This is a genomic window from Stenotrophomonas sp. STM01 (genome assembly GCF_014852135.1).
Taxonomy (GTDB): Bacteria; Pseudomonadota; Gammaproteobacteria; order Xanthomonadales; family Xanthomonadaceae; genus Stenotrophomonas; species Stenotrophomonas capsici.
This window is the reverse complement of the sequence record NZ_JACVBA010000001.1, coordinates 870,726-890,501: the sequence shown is the minus strand read 5'-3', so window position 1 is coordinate 890,501 and position 19,776 is coordinate 870,726. Positions and strand designations below refer to the sequence as shown.

Sequence of the window (19,776 nt, the reverse complement as noted above, 5' to 3'; positions counted from 1 at the left end):
TTCGCGACGGATGCGCGCGTGTCAGGTGCGGCGCTTCGCAGTGCATGGACGGCGCGGTGGCTGGCTACTCCAGCCCATCCGGCGTGCGATGAAGCCATCGCCACGCGTCCATTGGCGATGGAATGCAGCGGCTACGTGCAGCACCACCAATGCCAGCAACAACCATGCGCCGTAGACATGCACGTACCAGGCAAGGACACGCCCGGTCTCGTCTTCGGGGGGCATGAAGAAGGCGGGCACTTCCCAGCCGCCCGGCAGGTGCCGGTCCGCCCCCATCCATACCCAGATCACGTGGCCGCTGATCGGCAGGAGCAGGACCAACACATACAGCGCGGCATGCACGCCTGACCGCACGTGCTGGCGCCAGCGGGGCTCATCGCGCCGCGCCGCCGGTGCGTGCAGTGTCAGGCGCAGCACAAGGCGCAGGGTCATCAGGCACAGGATCACGATGCCCAGCGGGAAGTGGACGGCGAGCAGGCGATCGGCGATGGCAGGCGGCACCGCGTGCTCGGCCGCCAGGCCCAGGCCGAGCTGCAGCATCAGCAGCGCCGCCAGCAGCCAATGCAGCACGCGCAACACCAGTGGATACCGTTCGACGGCCGATGCGTTCATGCCGGGCATGCCGGATAGCCGGGAATGTTCTGGCCGGTCACGATGTCGCGGCGGGCCTGCCAGCCACCGGGAGCCTTTGCAGGGGTGACGATGCCGCTGCCACCCCGGCGAAGGTCGGCCTTGCGTGCGACGGCGGCGGTGAGGTGGGGATCATCGCTGAACAGCACATCGTCGATGTAGTACAGCGCACAGCCGGGCTCGATGATGTACAGGTGGATGTGTTGCGGCATCCGCGTTCCCGGGTAGCTGCCCGGGCGTATCGTGTCGAAGCGGTAGCTTCCGTCCGATGCCGTGGTGGCCCAGCCGCGCAGCCGGCCATGACGGCGGACACCGGGGTCGGGATCACTGCGTTCGCCCGGGTAGATGCCGTCGCGGTTGGTCTGGTGGGCATACACGATCACGCCCGCGCGCGGCCGTCCGCGTGCATCGCTCACCCGGCCCTGCAGGCGCAGCCGTTCGCCCGGCTCGGTGTCCGGCGCCAGGTGCATCACGACGGGCGGAGCGTCGGGCAGGCCGATCAAGGCGACCTCGCAGTCTTCGCAGGGCAGGCCGACCACCGGGGGCGGGCCGGCATCGGCGCGGGCGCAAGCGGCCAGCAGCATCAACAAGGCACCGCCGCGCACGCTGAGGAGCACGGGGCCGGCCAGTGGAAAAGGGGAGCAGGGCATGACGGTTCTCCGGAGCGGCGTGTCGATCAGGAGCGTTCGCCCGATCGAAGCGTTAACCGCCGGACATGTGTTAACGCTTCGGCCCCGGCTACCCTCTTGATCCAGGTCACCCCCGATCCCCAAGGACATGAAGCCCGCGCTTCCGCCACAGGACATCGCACGGCAGGTGCAGGACGCCCGGCGCGGATCGCAGGCGGCCTACGCCTGGCTGTACCGCAGCTTCGCGCCACTGGTGCATGCCATCCACCTGGGCGCGGTGGCGCGTGCGCGGGTGGACGACCTGACCCAGGAAACCTTCGTGCTGGCATTCGCCCGGCTGGACCAACTGCGTGAACCGGAGCGTTTCGGGCCATGGATCGCGATGATCGCGCGCCGCATGCGGCCGGCGGCAACGGTCGAAACCGTGGCCATCGGCGACTGCGCCGATCCGCCCTGGGGTGGGGTCGGGCCGGAATCGATGGCCCAGGCCGGCGAGGCACTGCAGGCCATCCGCGCGTTGCCGCTGGCCTATCGCGAGACACTGATCCTGCGCCTGGTCGAAGGCCTGAGTGGCGCGGAGATCGCCGCGCTCACCGGGCTGACGCCGCAGTCGGTCCGGGTCAACCTGCACCGCGGCATGGGCCGGCTGCGCGAGGCGCTGGGCATCGCGCAGCGGCAGGAGGAGAACAACGATGGTGGATAGGCCAGACCCGCTGTGGGATCCCACGTTGCCGGGTGACGACGAACTGGTGCGGCTTGAAGCGCTGCTGGGCCGCTACCGGCATGTGCCGGCCGAAGGACAGGCCTGGGCGCTGCCCCCCACATGGCGCGCGCCGCGCTGGCGGCGGCCTGCCCTGGCGATGGCCGCGGTGCTGGTGGCCTGTGCGGTCGGGATCGCGGCGTGGTTGCCGTGGCGGCTGCAATGGAGCGAGCACCACGATTGGGCGGTTGAAACCGACGCCCCGGCGCTGCCGCGCACGCTGCGGGTCGGGCAGATGCTGGCGACCTCGGCAGGGGAAACCGCCACCGTCCAAGTGGCCCGCATCGGCCGCATGCAGGTGTTGCCGGGGACGCGGGTCCGGCTGGTCGACACGCGCGCCGGGCATCACCGCCTGGAATTGCTGGACGGCCGGGTGCGTGCCCGCATCTGGGCACCACCGGGCCACTTCGGCATTGCCGCCGGTGATGCCGAAACCGTGGACCTGGGCTGCGCGTTCGAAATGCAGCGCAATCTCCAGGGCGAAGGCGACATCCGTGTGCTCAGTGGCTGGGTGATGCACCGCGTGCAGGGGCAGGAAACCCTGGTGCCGGCTGGCTCGCATCTGCGCTTTGATGCGTCGCGCAGCGGCATTCCGCTGGCCGAGACGGCAAGCGTCGCGTTCGCGGCACGGGTCGAGCAGTTGGACCTGGCAATGGCCAAGGGCGAGCGCGTGACCGGTGTCGAGGCGCAGGTGGCCGAGCGCGCGACCGACGATGATCGCTTCACCATACTCACCCTGCTGACCCGCTACCCGGCGCTGGCGTCGGGGCCGCTGTATCCGCGCCTGGCAGCGATGTTCGGTGAAACGGTCCCGGATCCGGCCCACCGCCAGGCCTGGCAGCAGGGCAGCGTGCATGCCATGAACCGCTGGTGGGAGCAGGTGCCGCGGCCGCCGAAGGCATGGTGGCTGAATTGGCGCGACGCGTTGGGATGAGCCACGCGCTGTGACCTTCGGCCGATCCCGTTGCGGACCGGTATGCCCTACGCTCCCAAGCTGCGCCGCACGTGCCTGCGGCGCCTTTCCCTGTTTGGCCCGGAGATGTCCATGTCGTTTTACAAGCTTGTCCCGTTGTCGCTGACGGTCGCCATCGCCGCTTCGCTTGCCGCCTGCGGCAAGACCGAGGTTCCCGCCACCCCGGCCGCCGACGCCAAGCCGGCGTTCGACGCGTCGCAGCTGAAGACCGCGCTGATCTCGCTCAACGCCGCCGACCTGGATCCGGCCGTGCAGGCCTGCGCCGACCTCAACGGCTTCGTCAACAGCAAGTGGCTGGCCGCCAACCCGGTGCCGGGTGACCAGGTGACCTGGGGCAGCTTCGAGATCCTGCGCGAGCGCTCGCTGGAAGTGCAGCATGCGCTGGTCGAGCAGGCCGCCAACGGCAAGGCCGCGGCCGGTTCGAACGAGGCCAAGATCGGCGACATCTGGAAGACAGGCAACAACGAGGCCGCGATCGAAGCGGCAGGCATCACGCCACTGCAGCCGGAACTGGACAAGATCGCCGCACTGAACGACACCGCCGCCATCGGCGGCTACCTGCGCGACAGCTTCGCGCGCGGCAATGGCGGGCTGTTCGCGCTGTATGCCAGCCCGGACTTCAAGGACTCGGCCAACGTCATCGCCTATGTCGGCCAGGGCGGGCTGGGCCTGCCGGAGAAGGGCTACTACTTCGACGAATCGCAGGCCGCGATCCGCGCGGCCTACGTGGCCTACATCGAACAGCTGCTGACCCTGTCCGGCGTGGATGCCGCGCAGGCCAAGGAGCAGGCCAATGCAGTGATGGCGTTTGAAACCCGCCTGGCCAAGGCCTCGCTGTCGCGCATCGAGCTGCGCGACCCGGCCAAGCGTTACAACCCGCTCAGTGCCGCCGACGCCGACAAGCAGACCCCGAACTTCAGCTGGACCGCGCTGTTCGACACCCTGCAGATCCCGGCCAAGGACAAGTTCTCGCTGGCCCAACCGGGCTTCTTCGCCGAAGTGAACAGCATGCTCGCCGACGTGCCAGCCAGCACCTGGCAGGCCTACCTGCGCTTCCACGCCGTGGATGACGCCGCACCGTACCTGAGCCGGAACTTCGAGCAGGCCAATTTCGACTTCTTCAGCAAGACCCTGCGTGGCCAGCAGGAAATGCAGCCGCGCTGGAAGCGCGTGCTGGAGGCCGTGAACGCCTCGATGGGCGAGGCATTGGGCCAGCTGTACGTGGATGCGGTGTTCCCGGCCGAGTCCAAGGTGGCCATGCAGCACCTGGTGGAAAACCTGTCGGTGGCGCTGAAGGCGCGGCTGGAAACGCTGCCGTGGATGGGCGAGGAAACCAGGAAGAAGGCGCTGGAGAAGTGGGCCAGCTTCACCCCGAAGATCGGTTATCCGGACAAGTGGCGTGACTGGTCGGGCCTGGCCACCAATGGCGAGGACTACCTGGCCAACGTGCAGGCCGCGCGCGCGTTCAACTACCGCTACATGCTGGGCAAGATCGGCAAGCCGGTGGACCGGACCGAGTGGGGCATGACTCCGCAGACGGTGAATGCCTACTACAACGCCACCAAGAACGAGATCGTGTTTCCGGCCGCCATCCTGCAGCCGCCGTTCTTCGACGCCAAGGCCGACCCGGCCTTGAACTACGGCGGCATCGGCGCGGTGATCGGCCACGAGATGATGCACGGCTACGACGACTCGGGCAGCCAGTTCGCCGCCAACGGCAATTTCGACAACTGGTGGACCGATGCCGACCGCACGGCCTTCACCAGCCGCACCGACCAGCTGGTCGCCCAGTTCGATGGCTACGAGGCACTGCCGGGCGTGAACGTGAAGGGCAAGCTCACCCTGGGCGAGAACATCGGTGACCTCGGCGGCCTGACCGTGGCCTACGACGCGCTGCAGATGGCGCTGAAGGAAGACCCGAAGGCCAATGTACCGGTGGACGGCTACACCCAGGACCAGCGCTTCTTCATGAACTGGGCCACGGTGTGGCGCCGCAACTTCACCGACGGCGAGCTGCGTGTGCGCCTGAACACCGATCCGCACGCACCGGCCAACTTCCGCGCCAACGGCGCACCGTCGAACATGCCCTCGTTCGCGGCCGCGTTCCAGTGCAAGGCCGGCGATGCGATGGTGCGCGCCGACGACAAGCGCGTGGTGATCTGGTAACCGGCACGCCAGCATGATGGCGTGAGTGGAACGAAGAAGGCCCGGCATTGCCGGGCCTTCTTTCGTCGGGTGACGCGTGGCGTTCCGCTCGTGCGGTCTTCGTCGCGCAGATCGCCTCGACTGCAGGAGCATGCTGCGGGGTGACGCGCCGGGCGTCGAACTCAGCCGGCCTTGCCCAGCAGGCGCTCGGCCAACGCGCGCTCCTCCGTGCGCAGGGTGAGCACGCGCACGCCGCTGTCGGTGACCTCGACGGTGTGCTCGCATTGCGCGGACAACTTGCCGTCGCGGGTGGTGACGGTCCAGCCATCGTCGCTGCTGTCGATGGCGGCGCGGCCCTGGTTGATCATCGGCTCGATGGTGAAGGTCATGCCCGGCTCCAGCGCCAGGCCGGCGCCGCGATGGCCGTAGTGCAGCACCTGCGGCTCCTCGTGCATCTCGCGGCCGATGCCGTGCCCGCAGTACTCCTTGACCACCGAATAGCCGGCATCCTTGGCATGGCGCTGGATGGCGAAGCCGATGTCACCCAGCGTCGCGCCGGGGCGCACGCTGGCGATGCCTTTCCACATCGCTTCGCGGGTGGCATTGACCAGCCGGCGCGCGGCATGGCTGACCTCGCCGATCAGGTACATCTTGCTGGAATCGGCGATGTAGCCGTTCTTCTCCAGGGTGATGTCGAGGTTGACGATGCTGCCCTCGCGCAGGATGTCCGAGGCGGAGGGAATGCCATGGCAGACCACGTTGTCGATGGAACTGTTGAGCACATAGGCAAAGCCGTATTGCCCCTTGCTGGCCGGGCGGGCCTTCAGTTCCTGCACGATGAAGCGCTCGACCCAGTCGTTGACCTGCAGGGTGCTCAGGCCTTCCAGCGGCAACCGGTCCAGCGCTTCGAACACCGATGCCAGCAGGCGGCCGGATTCGGCCATCAGGGCCAGTTCGTGGGGTTGCTTGATCATGGGCTGGGCGCCAACAACGGCGCGGGCCGGACCCCGGCCGCCGCCAGTTCCCGCGCGACCAGTTCCTGGTAGCTCAGGTGCGGGTTGAGCTCGCAGAGCATGCCGATACGGATCCAGAAGCCGGCCTGGGCATTGATCGAACGCCCCGATACCGTGCTGGCCCGGCGGAGGTTGTCGTGCAGGTCGTCGTCGATGTTCACGATGCCCATGCGGGTCATCTCCCGGGAGGTTTATATGGAGTATATATGAATCATATATTCACTGCGACCGGCCATCGGTCAAGCGCCATGGCCATGACGGCGGCCGCGCTTGCAGTACGCCGACAGCGGCAACACCGGTCGCATGCTATGGATGTCGCCGTCCGGCAGCGCAGGCGAGTTCGGGGAGAGAGGGGGCAATGACGTTCGATCCTGGCAACTGGCAGGGCCTGCTGCAGCTGGGTGGCACGGTGCTGGTTTTCATCGCGCACCTGCTGACCGCGGCGCGGGCGTTGACCCGGCCGAACCGTGCGCCGGCGTCGCGCGCGGCCTGGGTGGCGGTGATCATGCTGGCGCCGTTGGTCGGCATGGTGGCCTACCTGCTGCTGGGCGAAACCAGCATTGGCCGTTCACGGTTCCGGCGCTTGCAGCAGGTGCGGCACAACATGAGCCGCCTGCACGAGGCCGACCCGGGACAGCCGGTGGCTGGCCCGGATGCCGCATTGGCCGACAACATCGCGCCCCTGTTCGAGCTGGCGCATTCGATCAACGGCTTCCACGCACAGGCGGGCAACCGCATCGCGTTGCTGGGTGCCGAGGGGAGCGCCGCCGATGATCCGGTGGCCGATTGCCGGGCCGCGATGGCGACATTGGTCGCCGACATCGATCGCGCCACCGAGAGCGTGCACATCGCCTTCTACATCTGGCTGGACGATGGCGCCGGCGGGCGGGTGGCCGATGCGGTCGCGGCGGCGGCGCGCCGGGGCGTGGCCTGCCGGGTGATGGTGGATGCGTTGGGCTCGCGCGCGTTCATCGATGGCCCGCGCTGGCGCCAGCTCGCCGGGGCGGGGGTGGCGCTGCTCAAGACGCTGGACGACGTCAACCGCCTGCAGCACATGGCCTTCAGCCGCATGGACCTGCGCGACCACCGCAAGATCGTGGTCATCGACAACCGCATCGCCTACTGCGGCAGCCAGAACTGCGCCGATGCCGAGTTCCGGGTGAAGCCGGCCTATGCGCCGTGGATCGACCTGCTGCTGCGCTGCGAAGGGCCGGTGGTGCGCCAGCTGCAGTACCTGTTCCTCAGCGGCTGGATTCCGGAAACCGGTGAAACCGCGATGGAGGGCTACGCGGCGCGGGGTGCGGCAGCCACCTGCGACCGTGGCAGCCGTGCGATGGCCTTCGAGACCGGGCCGATCACCCGCCACAACGCCATGGCCGACATGTTCGTGGCCTGCATCTACGCCGCGCGCCGCGAACTGGTGATCTCCACGCCGTACTTCGTGCCGGACGAATCGATCCTGCGCGCGCTGTGCGCGGCACCGCGACGGGGCGTGGCCACGCAGGTGATCTTCCCGGCGCGCAATGATTCCTGGCTGGTGGGACAGACCAGCCGCAGCACCTATGCCGACCTGCTGCAGTGCGGCGTGCAGGTGCACGAGTATCCATTGGGCCTGCTGCATGCCAAGTCGCTCACGTTCGACGGCGAGGTGGCGCTGGTCGGCTCGGCCAACATCGACCGCCGCAGCCTGGAGCTGAACTTCGAGAACAACCTGCTGATCGCCGATCCGGCGGTGGTCGGCGTGCTGCGCCAGCGCCAGCAGAAGTACCTGCAGGTGGCGACCCCGGTCAGCCTGCCGCAGGTGCGGCAGTGGCCGCTGCACGCACGGCTGGTGCAGAACGCGGTGGCGATGATGTCGCCGGTGCTCTAGGCCGGCAGTTCGCCCTGGCGCATCAGGCCCATGAATTCGCCGAACAGGCGGGGGTCGATCAACCGGCCGCGTTCATTGGACAGCAGTTCGACGGCGCGCTGGGCCGGCATCGGCCCGCGGTAGGGACGCTCGGACGTCATCGCGTCGAAACCATCGACGATGGTGAGGATGCGCGATTCCATCGGGATTTCCTCGCCCTGTAGGCCATGCGGGTAGCCGCTGCCATCCCACGCTTCGTGGTGGTGGCGGATCAGTGCGGCCACCTGGAGGGCGTCGTCGCGGCCGGTGGCCAGGAACAGCCGCGCACCGCGCTCTGGGTGAGTGCGCATGGCCGACAGCCGTGGGTCATCAAGCTTGCCCGGGTGCAGCAGCACGTCGTCGCGCACGCCGATCTTGCCCACGTCGTGGAAGCGCGCGGCCAGCACCAGATGCCCGAGGCGTTCCTCGTCCAGGCCGCAGTGGCGCCCCATCGCGTGTGCCAGCCGCGAGACGCGGTCGCAGTGGTGGTCGGTGTAGCTGTCGCGCTGGTCCAGCGCCGCGGCCAGCACGGTGATCGTGCAGGACGGGTCATCCGGCGGAAGGGACAGGCCCACGGGCGTGCTGATCGGCGACATGCGGTATCGGGTTGCGGGACAGGGCGCGGCGAAAGGGAAGGGGGGCATTTTCCGCACGCCTCCCCTTTCACGCAAATTTCACGATTTTCCCCGTTCAGGAACTGCCGGGATGCAATGTGGTCAGCAGCGCTCGTGCCGCGTTGAAGCGGTCCGCGCTCTCCGGCAACGGATGCTTGATGCGCAGCTTGTCCGGGCCGTCCATCTGGTAGAGCTTGGGCTGCTTCTGGATCAGCTGGATCACCGCCATCGGGTCGATGTTGGGCTGCGCCTCGAACACGATCCGGCCGCCGTTCTCGCCCAGTTCCAGTTTGCGGATGCCCAGCGTGTTGGCCTGCAGCTTCAGTTCGGCGATCGCGAACAGGTGCTTGACCGGGTCCGGCAGCAGGCCGAAGCGGTCGATCATCTCCACCTGCAGCTCGCGCAGGGCGATGCTGTCACGCGCGCTGGAAATGCGCTTGTACAGCGTCAGGCGGGTGTGCACGTCCGGCAGGTAGTCGTCCGGGATCAGGGCAGGTACATGCAGCTCGACCTCGGCGCCGCGCACTTCCTGTCCAGTGTCCAGGTCGGGCAGCTTGCCGGCCTTGATCGAGCGCACCGCGCGTTCCAGCAGCTCGGTGTACAGGCTGAAGCCGACCTCGGCCATCTGCCCGCTCTGGTCCTCGCCGAGCAGTTCGCCGGCACCGCGGATTTCCAGGTCGTGCGTGGCCAGGGTGAAACCGGCACCGAGTTCGTCCATCGAGGCGATCGCTTCCAGGCGCTTCTCCGCATCAGGCGTCATCGAACGCTTGTCCGGCACCAGCAGGTAGGCATAGGCGCGGTGGTGCGAGCGACCGACGCGGCCACGCAGCTGGTGCAGCTGGGCCAGGCCGAAGCGGTCGGCGCGGTTGATGATGATGGTGTTGGCGTTGGGGATGTCGATGCCCGACTCGATGATGGTGCTGGCCAGCAGCACGTTGAAGCGCTGCTTCTGGAAATCCAGCATCACCCGCTCCAGTTCGCGCTCGGGCATCTGGCCGTGGGCCATGCCGATGCGCGCCTCGGGTACCAGCTCGGACAGCTCGCGCTGCATCCGTCCCATGCTTTCCACGTCGTTGTGCAGGAAGTACAGCTGGCCGCCGCGCGCGAGTTCGCGCTGGAACGCCTCGCGCAGCTGCGCGTTGTCCCAGGCGGTGATGAAGGTCTTGACCGCCAGCCGGTTCGGCGGCGGCGTGGCGATGATCGACAGGTCGCGCAGGCCGGCCATGGCCATGTTGAGCGTGCGCGGGATCGGCGTGGCGGTGAGCGTGAGCAGGTGCACGTTGGCGCGCATCGCCTTGAGGGCTTCCTTCTGGCGCACGCCGAAGCGCTGTTCCTCGTCGACGATGACCAGGCCCAGGTCCTTGAACTTCACGTCCGGCTGCAGCAGCCGGTGGGTGCCGACGATCACGTCGATGGTGCCTTCGGCCACCTTGTCCAGCTCGGCCTTGATTTCCTTGGTGCTCTTGAAGCGCGAGAGCACTTCCACCTTGAGCGGGTAATCGGCGAAGCGGTCGCGGAAGTTGCGGTAGTGCTGCTCGGCCAGCAGCGTGGTCGGCACCAGCACCGCCACCTGCTTGCCACCGCTGGCGGCGGCGAAGGCGGCGCGCACGGCGACCTCGGTCTTGCCGAAGCCGACGTCGCCGCAGACCACGCGGTCCATCGGCTGGCTGGATTGCAGGTCGCGCAGGGTGGCTTCGATCGCGGCCAGCTGGTCGGGGGTTTCCTCGAACGGGAAGCCTGCGGCGAACGGTTCGTACATGGCGCGGTCGATGTCCAGCGCCAATCCGGCGCGGGCCTGGCGGCGGGCCTGGATCTCCAGCAGCTCGGCGGCGACGTCGCGCACCTTCTCGGCGGCCTTGCGCTTGGCCTTGGTCCATTGCTCGCCGCCGAGCGAGTGCAGCGGCGCGGTTTCCGGCGAGGCGCCGGAGTAGCGGCTGATCAGGTGCAGCTGCGCGACCGGCACGTACAGGCGGTCGCCCTTGGCGTACTCGATGTCGAGGAACTCGCCTGGCATGCCGCCCACGTCCATCGCGATCAGGCCGCGGTAGCGGCCGACGCCATGGTCCTCATGGACGATGGGCGCGCCTTCGGTCAGCTCGCCGAGGTCGCGGATGATCGCTTCCGGCTCGCGCCCGGCACGGCGGGTCCGCCGTGCGTGGCCGGCACGCTCGGGGAACAGCTGGCGCTCGGTGAGCACGGCCAGCGGCGGCTCGGTCAGGGCGAAGCCGTCGTCCAGCGGCGCGACGGTGATGGCGAACCTGGCAAGCCCGTCTCCTTCCGGGAGGGCGGCGCGCTTGCTCTTGCCATTGGCACGCCCTCCCTCCGGCCCCTCCGGCCCGCTTCCGCCGAGCGGGGAAGGGAGAAACGCGGTGAAGTCCGCGACCACCGGCGGGCGTAGCTCGGCGGCCTGCAGGACTTCCAGCAGCGCCTCGCGGCGCCCCGGCGAGTCGGCGGCGATCAGCACCCGGCCGGGATAGTTGTCGATGAAGGACTTCAGTGCCTGGCCGGCGGGGGCATCCTTGGCGGCGACCGGCAGCGGCGGCAGCGGCTGGTCGCCCAGCGGCTGCGCCTCGGCGATGCGCGGATGGTCGGCCGGCCATACTTCCACGCGCGGCTGCTTGTTGAACTGCTCGCGCAGGTTGTCCGGCGACTGGTAGATCTCCTCCGGCGGCAGCAGCGGCCGGTCGATGTCGTGGCGACGCTGTTCGTAGCGGCTGCCGGTCTGCGTCCAGAACGCGTCGGAGGCCTCGGCCACGCCGGTACCGACCACGGTCAGGAAACCACTGGGCAGGTAGTCGAACAGGGTCGCGGTCCTGTCGAAGAACAACGGCAGGAAGTACTCGATGCCGGAGGGCAGCACGCCGGCCTTCAGGTCCTGGTAGAGCGGGCTGCGCCGGGTGTCGACGTCGAAGCGTTCGCGCAGCGCGGCCTGGACGCGCGCCAGGCTGGCTTCGTCCATCGGTACTTCGCGGCCGGGCAGCATCTTCACCGCGTCCACCTTGTCCAGCGAGCGCTGCGACTCGGGGTCGAAGGCGCGGATGGAATCGATGTCCTCGTCCAGCAGCTCGATGCGCAGCGGAGCCTCGGCGCCCATCGGGTAGACGTCGAGCAGGCCACCGCGCACGGCGAAGTCGCCCGGGTCCATCACCTGGCCGACGTTGCGGTAGCCGGCGCTTTCCAGCCGGCGCTTTTCCGCGTCCATGTCCAGGCGCTGGCCGACCTTCAGGTCGAAGCTGCCACCGACGATGTAGCTCAGCGGGGCCAGCCGTTGCAGCAACGTCTGCACCGGCACCACCACGATGCCGCGGGTCAGCGTGGGCAGGTGGTGCAACGCGGCCAGGCGCTGGGAAATGATGTCCGGGTGCGGGCTGAACTGGTCGTAGGGCAGGGTTTCCCAGTCCGGGAACGACAGCACCGGCAGCACGCCGGGACCGGTGCCTAGCAGGGTCTGCAGGTCGGCGACGGCCTGGTTGGCGCTCTGGTTGTCGCGGGTGACCAGCAACAGCGGCTTGCCATGCACGTCCGCGGCACGGGCCACGTGCCAGGCCAGGGCGGTGCTGGATGCCGGGGCGCGCCACCAGGCGCGGAGCTGGCCCGAACGGGGCAGCGGCGGAATGGGGTAGGGGTGGGCTGACATGGACCGCCGATCTTAACAGACCACCTGCCGGGGACCGCCGCGACGGCGCTGTGGCGCAGGGGCATTCCAGACGACGCAGACGAAAAGGGCAGGCACCGGTTTGCCGATGCCTGCCCTGCGGTTCGCGTGCGCGAAACCGGGCGCCTGGCGGGGAGGGGAGCAAGCGCGCGGCGTGTTCCCCTCCTTGGTTCTCAGCCGGCCAGGTCCAGCTCCATGCGTACCAGGCCCGGGGCACCGGTGGGATGGGGAACCTGCTTGAAGCCCAGCGACGCGGCCAGCTGCAGCATCGGCTCGTTGTCCTGGGCGATATCGCCGTACATGCGGTCCAGGTACTTGCCGCGTGCCCACTTGACCAGCTTGCGCATCAACTGCCGGCCCAGGCCCTGGCCGGCGAGGAAACGGCTGACCAGGATGGCGTATTCAGCATCCCGGGTGCCCGGGATGATGGTGGCGCGGGCGACGGCGCCGACCACGGCTTCACCCGGGGGCAGCGGCTCGGCCGCCACCAGTGCGATCTCCGACTTCGGATTCGGGTGGGTGAGGCGTTGGACCGTCTCGTCGGACAGGGAGTCCACTGCCTGCAGGTAGCGATCCCGCACTTCTTCCGGCCCGAACAGGGCGAATGCGCCCTGCAGCGGTGCGCCGTCTTCCGGACGGATGGGGCGGATCAACAACTCGCGACCACTGGGCGCCTTGAAATTTTCATGCCACGGGGGCATGCGATTACGGGTAGCCATGACTACGGTTCCTCCAAAGACCCGTCGATTCTGTCACCCGCCCTGCTAAGTTCTGTGAACGCGATCAACACGGCGATTCGTTCAGCTTCCGGCGGGTGTCAAAAAGGCGTTATTCGGAGGCCTTGAGCCACTCCAGGCGGGTCGAGGCACCGGTTTCGCCCAGGTGCTTCTTCAGCACGGGCAGGGCGGGCGCGATGACCTGGTCGAACTGCCACGGGGCGTTGACCAGCAGCATGCCGCTGCCGTTCAGGCGCAGCGGGGAGTCGTCCGGGCGGACCATGAACTCGGCCAGCAGCACCGACTTGGCCGGCAGGTGGCTGGCCTTGCGGAAGAACTGCTGCAGGCTGCGGCGCTGCTTGATCGGGTACCAGACCGCGATCTGCGCCTGCGGCATGCGGGTCAGGATTTCACGCACGGTGGCGAGGATCTGCGGGTACTCGGCGTCCTGGACCTCGTACGGCGGGTCGATCAAGACCAGGGCGCGGCCGATCTTGGTGGCACCGGCCTTGGGTGGCAGGAAGGCGCGGATGCTGTCGTAGCCGTTGCCCGGGTGCACCTGCACGCGGCGGTCGTGGGCGAACAGCTCCTTCAGCGCCGCGGCCTCCTCCTTCTGCAGCTCGCAGGCGGCCATGCGGTCCTGCTCGCGCAGGGCACGGGCGGCCATCAGTGGCGAGCCGGGGTAGGAAATCAGCGCGCCGACCGGGTTGTCGGCCTGCACCGCGCGCAGGTACTGCTCGACCACCTCCGGCAGCTGGGGCAGGGCCATCAACTGCAGGATGCCGTCGTCGGCCTCGGCGGTCTTGCGGCTTTCCTCGGCCGAGAGCAGGTAGCGCCCGCGTCCGGCATGGGTGTCCAGGACGAAGAACGGGGAGTCCTTGCGCTTGAGCGCGTCGATCATCGCCAGCATGACGATGTGCTTGAGCACGTCGGCATGGTTGCCGGCGTGGAAGGCGTGGCGGTAATTCATGGGGGAAGTGTACGGGGGCGCCCGGGTGGCGGCTATGCTGGGCGCATGTCCGATCAACCTGCCCGGGTACTCGTCGTCGAAGACGAGGCCGCCATCGCCGATACCCTGTTGTATGCCCTGCGCAGCGAAGGCTACGCCGCCGAGCACTGCGCGTTGGGGCGGCAGGCCCTGGCCACGCTGCGTGCGGACGGGGCCGACGTGGTGGTACTGGACGTGGGCCTGCCCGACCTGGGGGGCTTCGAGGTGTGCCGGGAGCTGCGCACCTTCAGCCAGGTGCCGGTGATCTTCCTGACCGCGCGCAACGACGAGTTCGACCGCGTGCTGGGGCTGGAGCTGGGCGCCGATGACTACGTGACCAAGCCGTTCTCGCCGCGCGAACTGGTGGCGCGGGTGCGTGCGCGGCTGCGTCGCAGCGTGCCGGCGCCGTCCACGCCGGCCAGTGCGGGGTGGAAAGTCCACGGCGCCTTCGCCATCGACGGCGAGGGCCGGCGCATCCGCTACCGCGACACGCCGCTGGACCTGACCCGCTACGAGTACGCCCTGCTGGCGGCGCTGCTGGCCCGCCCGGGGTCCATCCTCAGCCGCAGCCAGCTGATGGAGCGCGGCTGGGACCATGCCAGCGACAGCGCCGACCGCACCATCGACACCCACGTCAAGACGCTGCGCGCCAAGCTGCGCGCGGCAGGAGCGCAGGACGACCCGATCCGCACCCACCGTGGCGTGGGCTACGCACTGGAAATCTAGATGCGGCTCGGCCTGAAACTGTTCCTGGGCTTCTTCCTGATCGTGGGCATCGCCGCGTTCTTCGTGATGCGCGTGTTCGTCAACGAGGTCAAGCCGGGGGTGCGCCAAGCGATGGAGTCCACGCTGGTGGACGCGGCCAACGTGCTGGCGGTGATCGCCGCGCCGGACCTGAAGGCCGGGCACATGGCCGACGGCGCGTTCGCCGCGCACATGGCCACCGCGCAACGGCGCGACCCGCGCGCGATGGTGTGGCGCTTCCCCAAGCGCAGCATCGATTACCGGGTGACCGTGACCGACGCCAGGGGCATCGTCATCTACGACTCGCTGGGGCAGGACGTGGGGCGCGACAATTCGCGCTGGAACGACGTCTACCTGACCCTGCGCGGACAGTACGGCGCCCGCTCCAGTGCGCGCACCCCGGGTGACGAGACCAGCACGGTGATGCACGTGGCCGCGCCGGTGTACGACCCGGCCGATGGCCGCACGCTGATCGGCGTGCTGACCCTGGCCCAGCCCAACGACACCTTCGACCCGTTCATCGCTGCCAGCCAGCGCGCCATCGTGGCGCGCGGCGCCTGGCTGATCGGGCTGTCGGCGCTGATCGGCCTGCTGATGACCTGGTGGCTGGCACGCGGCATCGGCAGCCTGAGTCGTTATGCCAAGGCCGTCAGTGCCGGCGAGCCGGTGCCGCCGCCGCGGCGCCGCCATGACGAGATCGGCGACCTCGGGCAGGCGCTGGAAACCATGCGCCGCAAGCTCGAGGGCAAGGCCTACGTCGAGCAGTACGTGCAGTCGCTCACGCACGAGATGAAAAGCCCGCTGGCCGCCATCCGCGGGGCGGCCGAACTGCTGCAGGAACCCTTGCCCGAGGCCGAGCGCCAACGCTTCGCCGGCAACATCGTGCAGCAGGAGCGGCGCCTGACCGAGACCATCGACCAGCTGCTGCGGCTGGCCGAGGTGGAACAGCACGGTTGGTTGCAGCGGCGTACCGACGTGGACCTGGTCGCGCTGTGTCGCAGCCTGGCCGAGGACGCCGCGCCGCGGCTGCAGGCCGCGCAGCTGCTGCTGGACAGCCAGTTGCCCGAGCGCGCATTGGTGCAGGGCGATGCGTTCCTGCTGCGGCAGGCACTGTCCAACCTGCTCGACAACGCCATTGCCTTCTCGCCGGCCGGTGGCCGCATCGAGCTGGCGCTGGAGCAGCAGGGGGGGGAGTGGCAGGTCCGCCTGCGTGATGCCGGCCCCGGGGTTCCGGACTACGCGCTGGAACGCGTGTTCGAGCGCTTCTATTCGCTGGCCCGGCCAGGCACCGGCCAGCGCAGTTCCGGGTTGGGGTTGCCGTTCGTGGCCGAAGTGGCGCGCCTGCATGGCGGCCAGGCCGGCCTGCGCAATGCGCCCGAAGGGGGCGCCGAGGCCCGCCTGCTGCTGCCGGCCGGCTGACTTCACACTCGCTTCAAGTTCGACACAAACCCTGCTCACCGGCAGCCCCGAAGCTGGCCCCGTTTCCACACGAGGACGGGACATGACTTCCCTCAAGCTGTTGTTGCGCTTCGCCATCGTCGGCGGCCTGGCGTTGTTGTTGTTGATTCCCCTGTTGCTGATCCGCGGCACCATCAACGAGCGCGAACGCTACCGCGACGAGGCGGTGGAGCGGGTGGCGCAGAGTTACGCCGGCGAGCAGACGCTGGTCGGCCCGGTACGGGTGCTGCCATGGACGCAGACGCGCGAGGTGGAAGTGGCCGTGGAGGGCAGCGCCCAGCGCAAGACCGAGCTGCGCACCGAGCAGGGCTATGACCTGCAGATGCCAGCACGGCTGGACGTGCAGGGCAAGCTGGAAACCGACGAGCGCCGCATCGGCCTGTTCAAGGTACCGGTCTACCGCTGGCATGCCCAGCTCAGCGCCGAGTTCGCCGAATCCCGCTACAACGCGGTGCCGGGCCGGGTGTATGGGCGGCCCTATCTGGCACTGGGCCTGTCCGACGTGCGCGGCCTGGTCGGTACCCCGAACCTGCGCGTGGACGGCAAGTCGGTCACCCTGCAACCGGGCGCCGGCGTGATGCAGGACACCTCCAAGGGCCTGCATGCACCGTTGTCGGTGCTGGCGGACGCCAGCCAGGGCGTCCTGGCCGAAGGTGGCAAGGTGCAGCTGGAGTTCGTGCTCGGCGGCACGCGTTCGCTGTCGGTCGCGCCGATCGGCGACGACACCCGGGTGGCGTTGAACTCGCCGTGGCAGCATCCCCTGTTCGGCGGCAGCTTCCTGCCCAACGAGCGCAGCATCGACGGCAGCGGGTTCAAGGCCGAATGGGCGGTGTCCTCGCTGGCCTCGGCGGCGCAGACGCAGCTGGTCCGTGCCATCCGTGGCGAAGGCGGCAGCGTCGAGGCGTTGAACGTGGCGCTGGTGGACCCGGTGGACGTTTACACCCAGGCCGACCGCGCGACCAAGTACGGCATCCTGTTCGTGTTGCTGACCTTCGTCGGCTTTGCCCTGTTCGAGCTGATCAAGCAGCTGAAGATCCACCCGTTGCAGTACCTGCTGGTCGGCCTGGCGCTGGCGATCTTCTTCCTGCTGCTGGTCAGCCTTTCCGAGCACATTCCGTTCTGGCAGGCCTACCTGGTCTCCGCGGCGGCCTGTATCGGCCTGCAGGGCTTCTATCTCAGCGGCGTGCTGCGCAGCTGGAAGTACGCGCTGGTGTTCTCGACCATGCTGACCCTGCTGTACGGCGTGCTGTACCTGCTGCTGGCCTCGGAGACCAACTCGCTGCTGATGGGCTCGCTGCTGCTGTTCGGCATCCTGGCGGTGATCATGTGGATCACCCGCAAGATGGACTGGTACGAGCTGAGCAACCGCGCGCTGGGCAAGCCGGCCGCACCGCCGACCCTGCCGTGATCGAAACGGGGTGGCGAAGGCCACCCCGTTTCCCAGGAAGTGACCGCAATGAATCGCATATCGATCCATCGTCGTGCGCAGCAGTTGCTGCCTGCCGCGATTGAAACCAGTGGGCTGCTGCAGTTCGGGATGTCGCCGGATCAGATGGCCGGCATCGTGCTGGAGAGCATCTTCGGCGGTGATGCCGGCGGCATCGTGGTCCTGCGCCTTGCCAGCCGCACCGCCGCTGCCATCCAACGGCAAGGGCTGGTGTTCTTCGCGCAGGCACGGCAGGCCCGCGCCGGCCTGCCGCGGCATGCACCGGCCCGCTATGGCCATTGGCGACAGGTGCGCGGAGGAGCTGGGCAGGGCGCCGCCGGCACCAGCCCGATGTATGCCGCCGCCACCTTGGATGCGCAGTCGTGGCTGGCGGTGCTGCCGGTGGAACGCCTGGTGCTGTACGGGTGGATGCATTGAGTCGCAGCCGGTGATGTTCCAGGGTGCGTTGGATAAATCCCCTCTCCCGCGTGCGGGAGAGGGGTTGGGGGGAGGGGGCCGCACCCGACGCCTGCCACGCACTAGAATTCCCGCATGGAATCGCCCCTCACCCTCGCCGCATTGCGCGGACCGGAACTGCTGCCCGTGCTGGATGACGTGGCCCGCCTGCGCATCGGCGTGTTCAATGACTGGCCCTACCTCTACCAGGGCAGCCTCGACTACGAGCGTGACTACCTGGCCGCCTATGCCGCCACGCCGGATGCGGTCTGCGTGGTTGCTCGCGATGGCGACGCCGTGGTGGGCGCGTCCACCGGCCTGCCGTTGCTCGATGACGGCGCGGCCTTCCGCAAGCCATTCGAGGAAGCGGGCCTTGACCCGGCGCAGGTGTTCTATTTCGGCGAGTCGGTGCTGTTGCCGTCGTACCGGGGACGCGGCATCGGCCATGCGTTCTTCGATGCGCGCGAGGCGCATGCCCGGGCGTTGCGGCGCTTTGCCATCACGGCCTTCTGCGCGGTGGACCGTGCGGCCGATGACCCGCGGCGCCCGCCGGGACACCGCGACAACGATGTGTTCTGGCACAAGCGCGGCTATGCCCGGCAACCCGGGATGACCCTGCAGTTGCTGTGGCACGAGGTGGGGCAGGGCGAGGTGATGCATCCATTGACGTTCTGGACCCGCACGCTGGAGCCTGCCGCATGAAGATTGCCGTTGCCCGTTACCCGGTGGGCTCGCCCGCCGACTTCGATGCCTTCGCCGCACGCCAGCGCCAGGTGCTGGGCGAGGCGGCCGCCGCCGGTGCGCGTATCGCGGTGTTGCCCGAATACCTGTCGCTGGAACTGGCGGCCACTTTCCGCAGGCACATCTTCAGCGACCTGCCGGCCTCGCTTGCGGCCATCCAGCAATACCGCCCGCAATGGCTTGCGCTGTTCTCGGCACTGGCCCGCGAGTTCGACCTGCACGTGGTGGCGGGCAGCTTCCTGCTCGATACCGGCAACGGGCGCTACCGCAACCGCTGCGACTGGTTGACCCCCGATGGCCAGCACCTGTGGCAGGACAAGCTGCAGCTGACCGGGTTCGAGAAGGGCACCGGCCTGATCGATCCGGGCGACGTGTTGAAGGTGTTCGAGGTGGACGGCATCCGCGTCGGCGTGGCGATCTGCTACGACAGCGAATTCCCGTTGCCGGTACGGCGCCAGTACGAGGCCGGTGCCCGCTTGCTGGTCGTGCCGAGCTGCACCGATACCGCTGCCGGCGCGACCCGGGTGCGCATCGGTTGCCTGGCACGGGCATTGGAGAACCGCATGTTCGTGGCCCAGTCGGTGACCGCCGGGCTGGCCGAATGGAGCCCGGCGCTGGACGTGAACACCGGGCAGGCGGCGATCTACGCACCGATGGACGTGGGTTTTCCGGCCGATGGCGTGCTTGTGCAGACCGCCGAAGGGCAGCTATGGGCGCTGGCGGAGCTGGATTTCGCTGCCTTCGAGGCCCACCGCGCGCAGGCCCAGGTGGCCAACGACCGCGACTGGCCAGGCCAGTTGCAGCCGGCACTGGCCCAGGCGGTGGTGACAAACGTGCCCTGAGACCGGCGGACCATGACCATTGGCCGGCTCGGTCAGTATGGAGGGCTGGCTAGACTCGGTGCTTTGTCGTCATTTGGCCGAAGGCCGGGGGATACACG

At 68.6% G+C, this 19,776-nt stretch carries 18 protein-coding genes; 10 read left to right on the top strand and 8 right to left on the bottom strand.

Annotated elements, in window-relative coordinates:
- Nucleotides 1-21: 21 nt before the first annotated feature.
- Complete coding sequence (locus IB227_RS04080) at nt 22-612, bottom strand: cytochrome b/b6 domain-containing protein (protein ID WP_192286402.1); 591 nt, start codon at nt 610-612, stop codon at nt 22-24.
- On the bottom strand, nt 609-1,280 hold the full coding sequence (locus IB227_RS04075) for a hypothetical protein (protein ID WP_192286401.1): 672 nt from the start codon (nt 1,278-1,280) through the stop codon (nt 609-611). Before IB227_RS04075 ends, IB227_RS04080 begins: the two co-directional genes overlap by 4 nt.
- A 127-nt stretch (nt 1,281-1,407) precedes the next feature.
- Between IB227_RS04075 and IB227_RS04070 the strand changes: the two genes are divergently transcribed.
- The 3 genes from IB227_RS04070 to IB227_RS04060 all read left to right on the top strand — a co-directional run bounded on the left by IB227_RS04070 (nt 1,408) and on the right by IB227_RS04060 (nt 5,158).
- Nucleotides 1,408-1,962 (top strand): sigma-70 family RNA polymerase sigma factor, encoded by a 555-nt coding sequence (locus IB227_RS04070; protein WP_192286400.1) that lies wholly within the window; start codon nt 1,408-1,410, stop codon nt 1,960-1,962.
- Nucleotides 1,952-2,953: a hypothetical protein gene (locus tag IB227_RS04065; protein ID WP_192286399.1), complete on the top strand. Its 1,002-nt coding sequence runs from the start codon at nt 1,952-1,954 to the stop codon at nt 2,951-2,953. The genes IB227_RS04070 and IB227_RS04065 overlap by 11 nt, the downstream gene beginning before the upstream one ends.
- A gap of 111 nt (nt 2,954-3,064) precedes the next feature.
- The gene (locus IB227_RS04060; protein ID WP_192286398.1) at nt 3,065-5,158 is read left to right on the top strand and encodes a M13 family metallopeptidase; all 2,094 of its coding nucleotides are present in this window, start codon (nt 3,065-3,067) and stop codon (nt 5,156-5,158) included.
- A 161-nt stretch (nt 5,159-5,319) separates the two neighbouring features.
- Here the strand turns inward: IB227_RS04060 and map are convergent, their stop codons facing one another.
- Together map and IB227_RS04050 are read right to left on the bottom strand one after the other, a co-directional pair.
- Nucleotides 5,320-6,111 carry a type I methionyl aminopeptidase gene (map, locus tag IB227_RS04055; protein WP_192286397.1) on the bottom strand — a complete coding sequence of 264 codons (792 nt, stop codon included), beginning with the start codon at nt 6,109-6,111 and terminating at the stop codon, nt 5,320-5,322.
- On the bottom strand, nt 6,108-6,320 hold the full coding sequence (locus IB227_RS04050) for a ParD-like family protein (RefSeq protein ID WP_132864621.1): 213 nt from the start codon (nt 6,318-6,320) through the stop codon (nt 6,108-6,110). The genes map and IB227_RS04050 overlap by 4 nt, the downstream gene beginning before the upstream one ends.
- Nucleotides 6,321-6,508: 188 nt before the next feature.
- On the opposite strand from IB227_RS04050, the gene cls reads away from it, so the two are divergent.
- Nucleotides 6,509-8,020, top strand: a complete 1,512-nt coding sequence (cls, locus tag IB227_RS04045) for a cardiolipin synthase (protein WP_192286396.1) — start codon at nt 6,509-6,511, stop codon at nt 8,018-8,020.
- Here cls and IB227_RS04040 read toward each other — a convergent pair.
- The 4 genes from IB227_RS04040 to rlmJ form a co-directional block, all read right to left on the bottom strand.
- On the bottom strand, nt 8,017-8,634 hold the full coding sequence (locus IB227_RS04040; protein ID WP_192286395.1) for an HD domain-containing phosphohydrolase: 618 nt from the start codon (nt 8,632-8,634) through the stop codon (nt 8,017-8,019). The two genes, cls and IB227_RS04040, sit on opposite strands and share 4 nt — an antisense overlap.
- 94 nt (nt 8,635-8,728) lie before the next feature.
- Complete coding sequence (mfd, locus tag IB227_RS04035) at nt 8,729-12,289, bottom strand: transcription-repair coupling factor (RefSeq protein ID WP_192286394.1); 3,561 nt, start codon at nt 12,287-12,289, stop codon at nt 8,729-8,731.
- A 191-nt stretch (nt 12,290-12,480) separates the two neighbouring features.
- Nucleotides 12,481-13,026, bottom strand: coding sequence for a GNAT family N-acetyltransferase (locus IB227_RS04030; RefSeq protein ID WP_192286393.1), 546 nt, complete (start codon nt 13,024-13,026; stop codon nt 12,481-12,483).
- A 109-nt stretch (nt 13,027-13,135) separates the two neighbouring features.
- The gene (gene rlmJ, locus IB227_RS04025) at nt 13,136-13,993 is read right to left on the bottom strand and encodes a 23S rRNA (adenine(2030)-N(6))-methyltransferase RlmJ (RefSeq protein ID WP_192286392.1); all 858 of its coding nucleotides are present in this window, start codon (nt 13,991-13,993) and stop codon (nt 13,136-13,138) included.
- A gap of 45 nt (nt 13,994-14,038) precedes the next feature.
- Between rlmJ and creB the strand changes: the two genes are divergently transcribed.
- The 6 genes from creB (at nt 14,039) to IB227_RS03995 (ending at nt 19,678) form a co-directional block, all read left to right on the top strand.
- Nucleotides 14,039-14,737, top strand: a complete 699-nt coding sequence (gene creB, locus IB227_RS04020) for a two-component system response regulator CreB (RefSeq protein ID WP_132864615.1) — start codon at nt 14,039-14,041, stop codon at nt 14,735-14,737.
- A complete protein-coding gene (creC, locus tag IB227_RS04015; protein WP_192286391.1) occupies nt 14,738-16,174 on the top strand; it encodes a two-component system sensor histidine kinase CreC in 1,437 nt (478 codons plus the stop codon).
- Between the two features lie 82 nt (nt 16,175-16,256).
- Nucleotides 16,257-17,621 (top strand): cell envelope integrity protein CreD, encoded by a 1,365-nt coding sequence (creD, locus tag IB227_RS04010; protein WP_132864613.1) that lies wholly within the window; start codon nt 16,257-16,259, stop codon nt 17,619-17,621.
- Between the two features lie 48 nt (nt 17,622-17,669).
- Nucleotides 17,670-18,077, top strand: a complete 408-nt coding sequence (locus IB227_RS04005) for a hypothetical protein (RefSeq protein ID WP_192286390.1) — start codon at nt 17,670-17,672, stop codon at nt 18,075-18,077.
- A 114-nt stretch (nt 18,078-18,191) separates the two neighbouring features.
- Complete coding sequence (locus IB227_RS04000) at nt 18,192-18,797, top strand: GNAT family N-acetyltransferase (RefSeq protein ID WP_192286389.1); 606 nt, start codon at nt 18,192-18,194, stop codon at nt 18,795-18,797.
- Nucleotides 18,794-19,678 carry a carbon-nitrogen hydrolase family protein gene (locus IB227_RS03995; protein WP_192286388.1) on the top strand — a complete coding sequence of 295 codons (885 nt, stop codon included), beginning with the start codon at nt 18,794-18,796 and terminating at the stop codon, nt 19,676-19,678. Before IB227_RS04000 ends, IB227_RS03995 begins: the two co-directional genes overlap by 4 nt.
- Nucleotides 19,679-19,776: the final 98 nt, after the last annotated feature.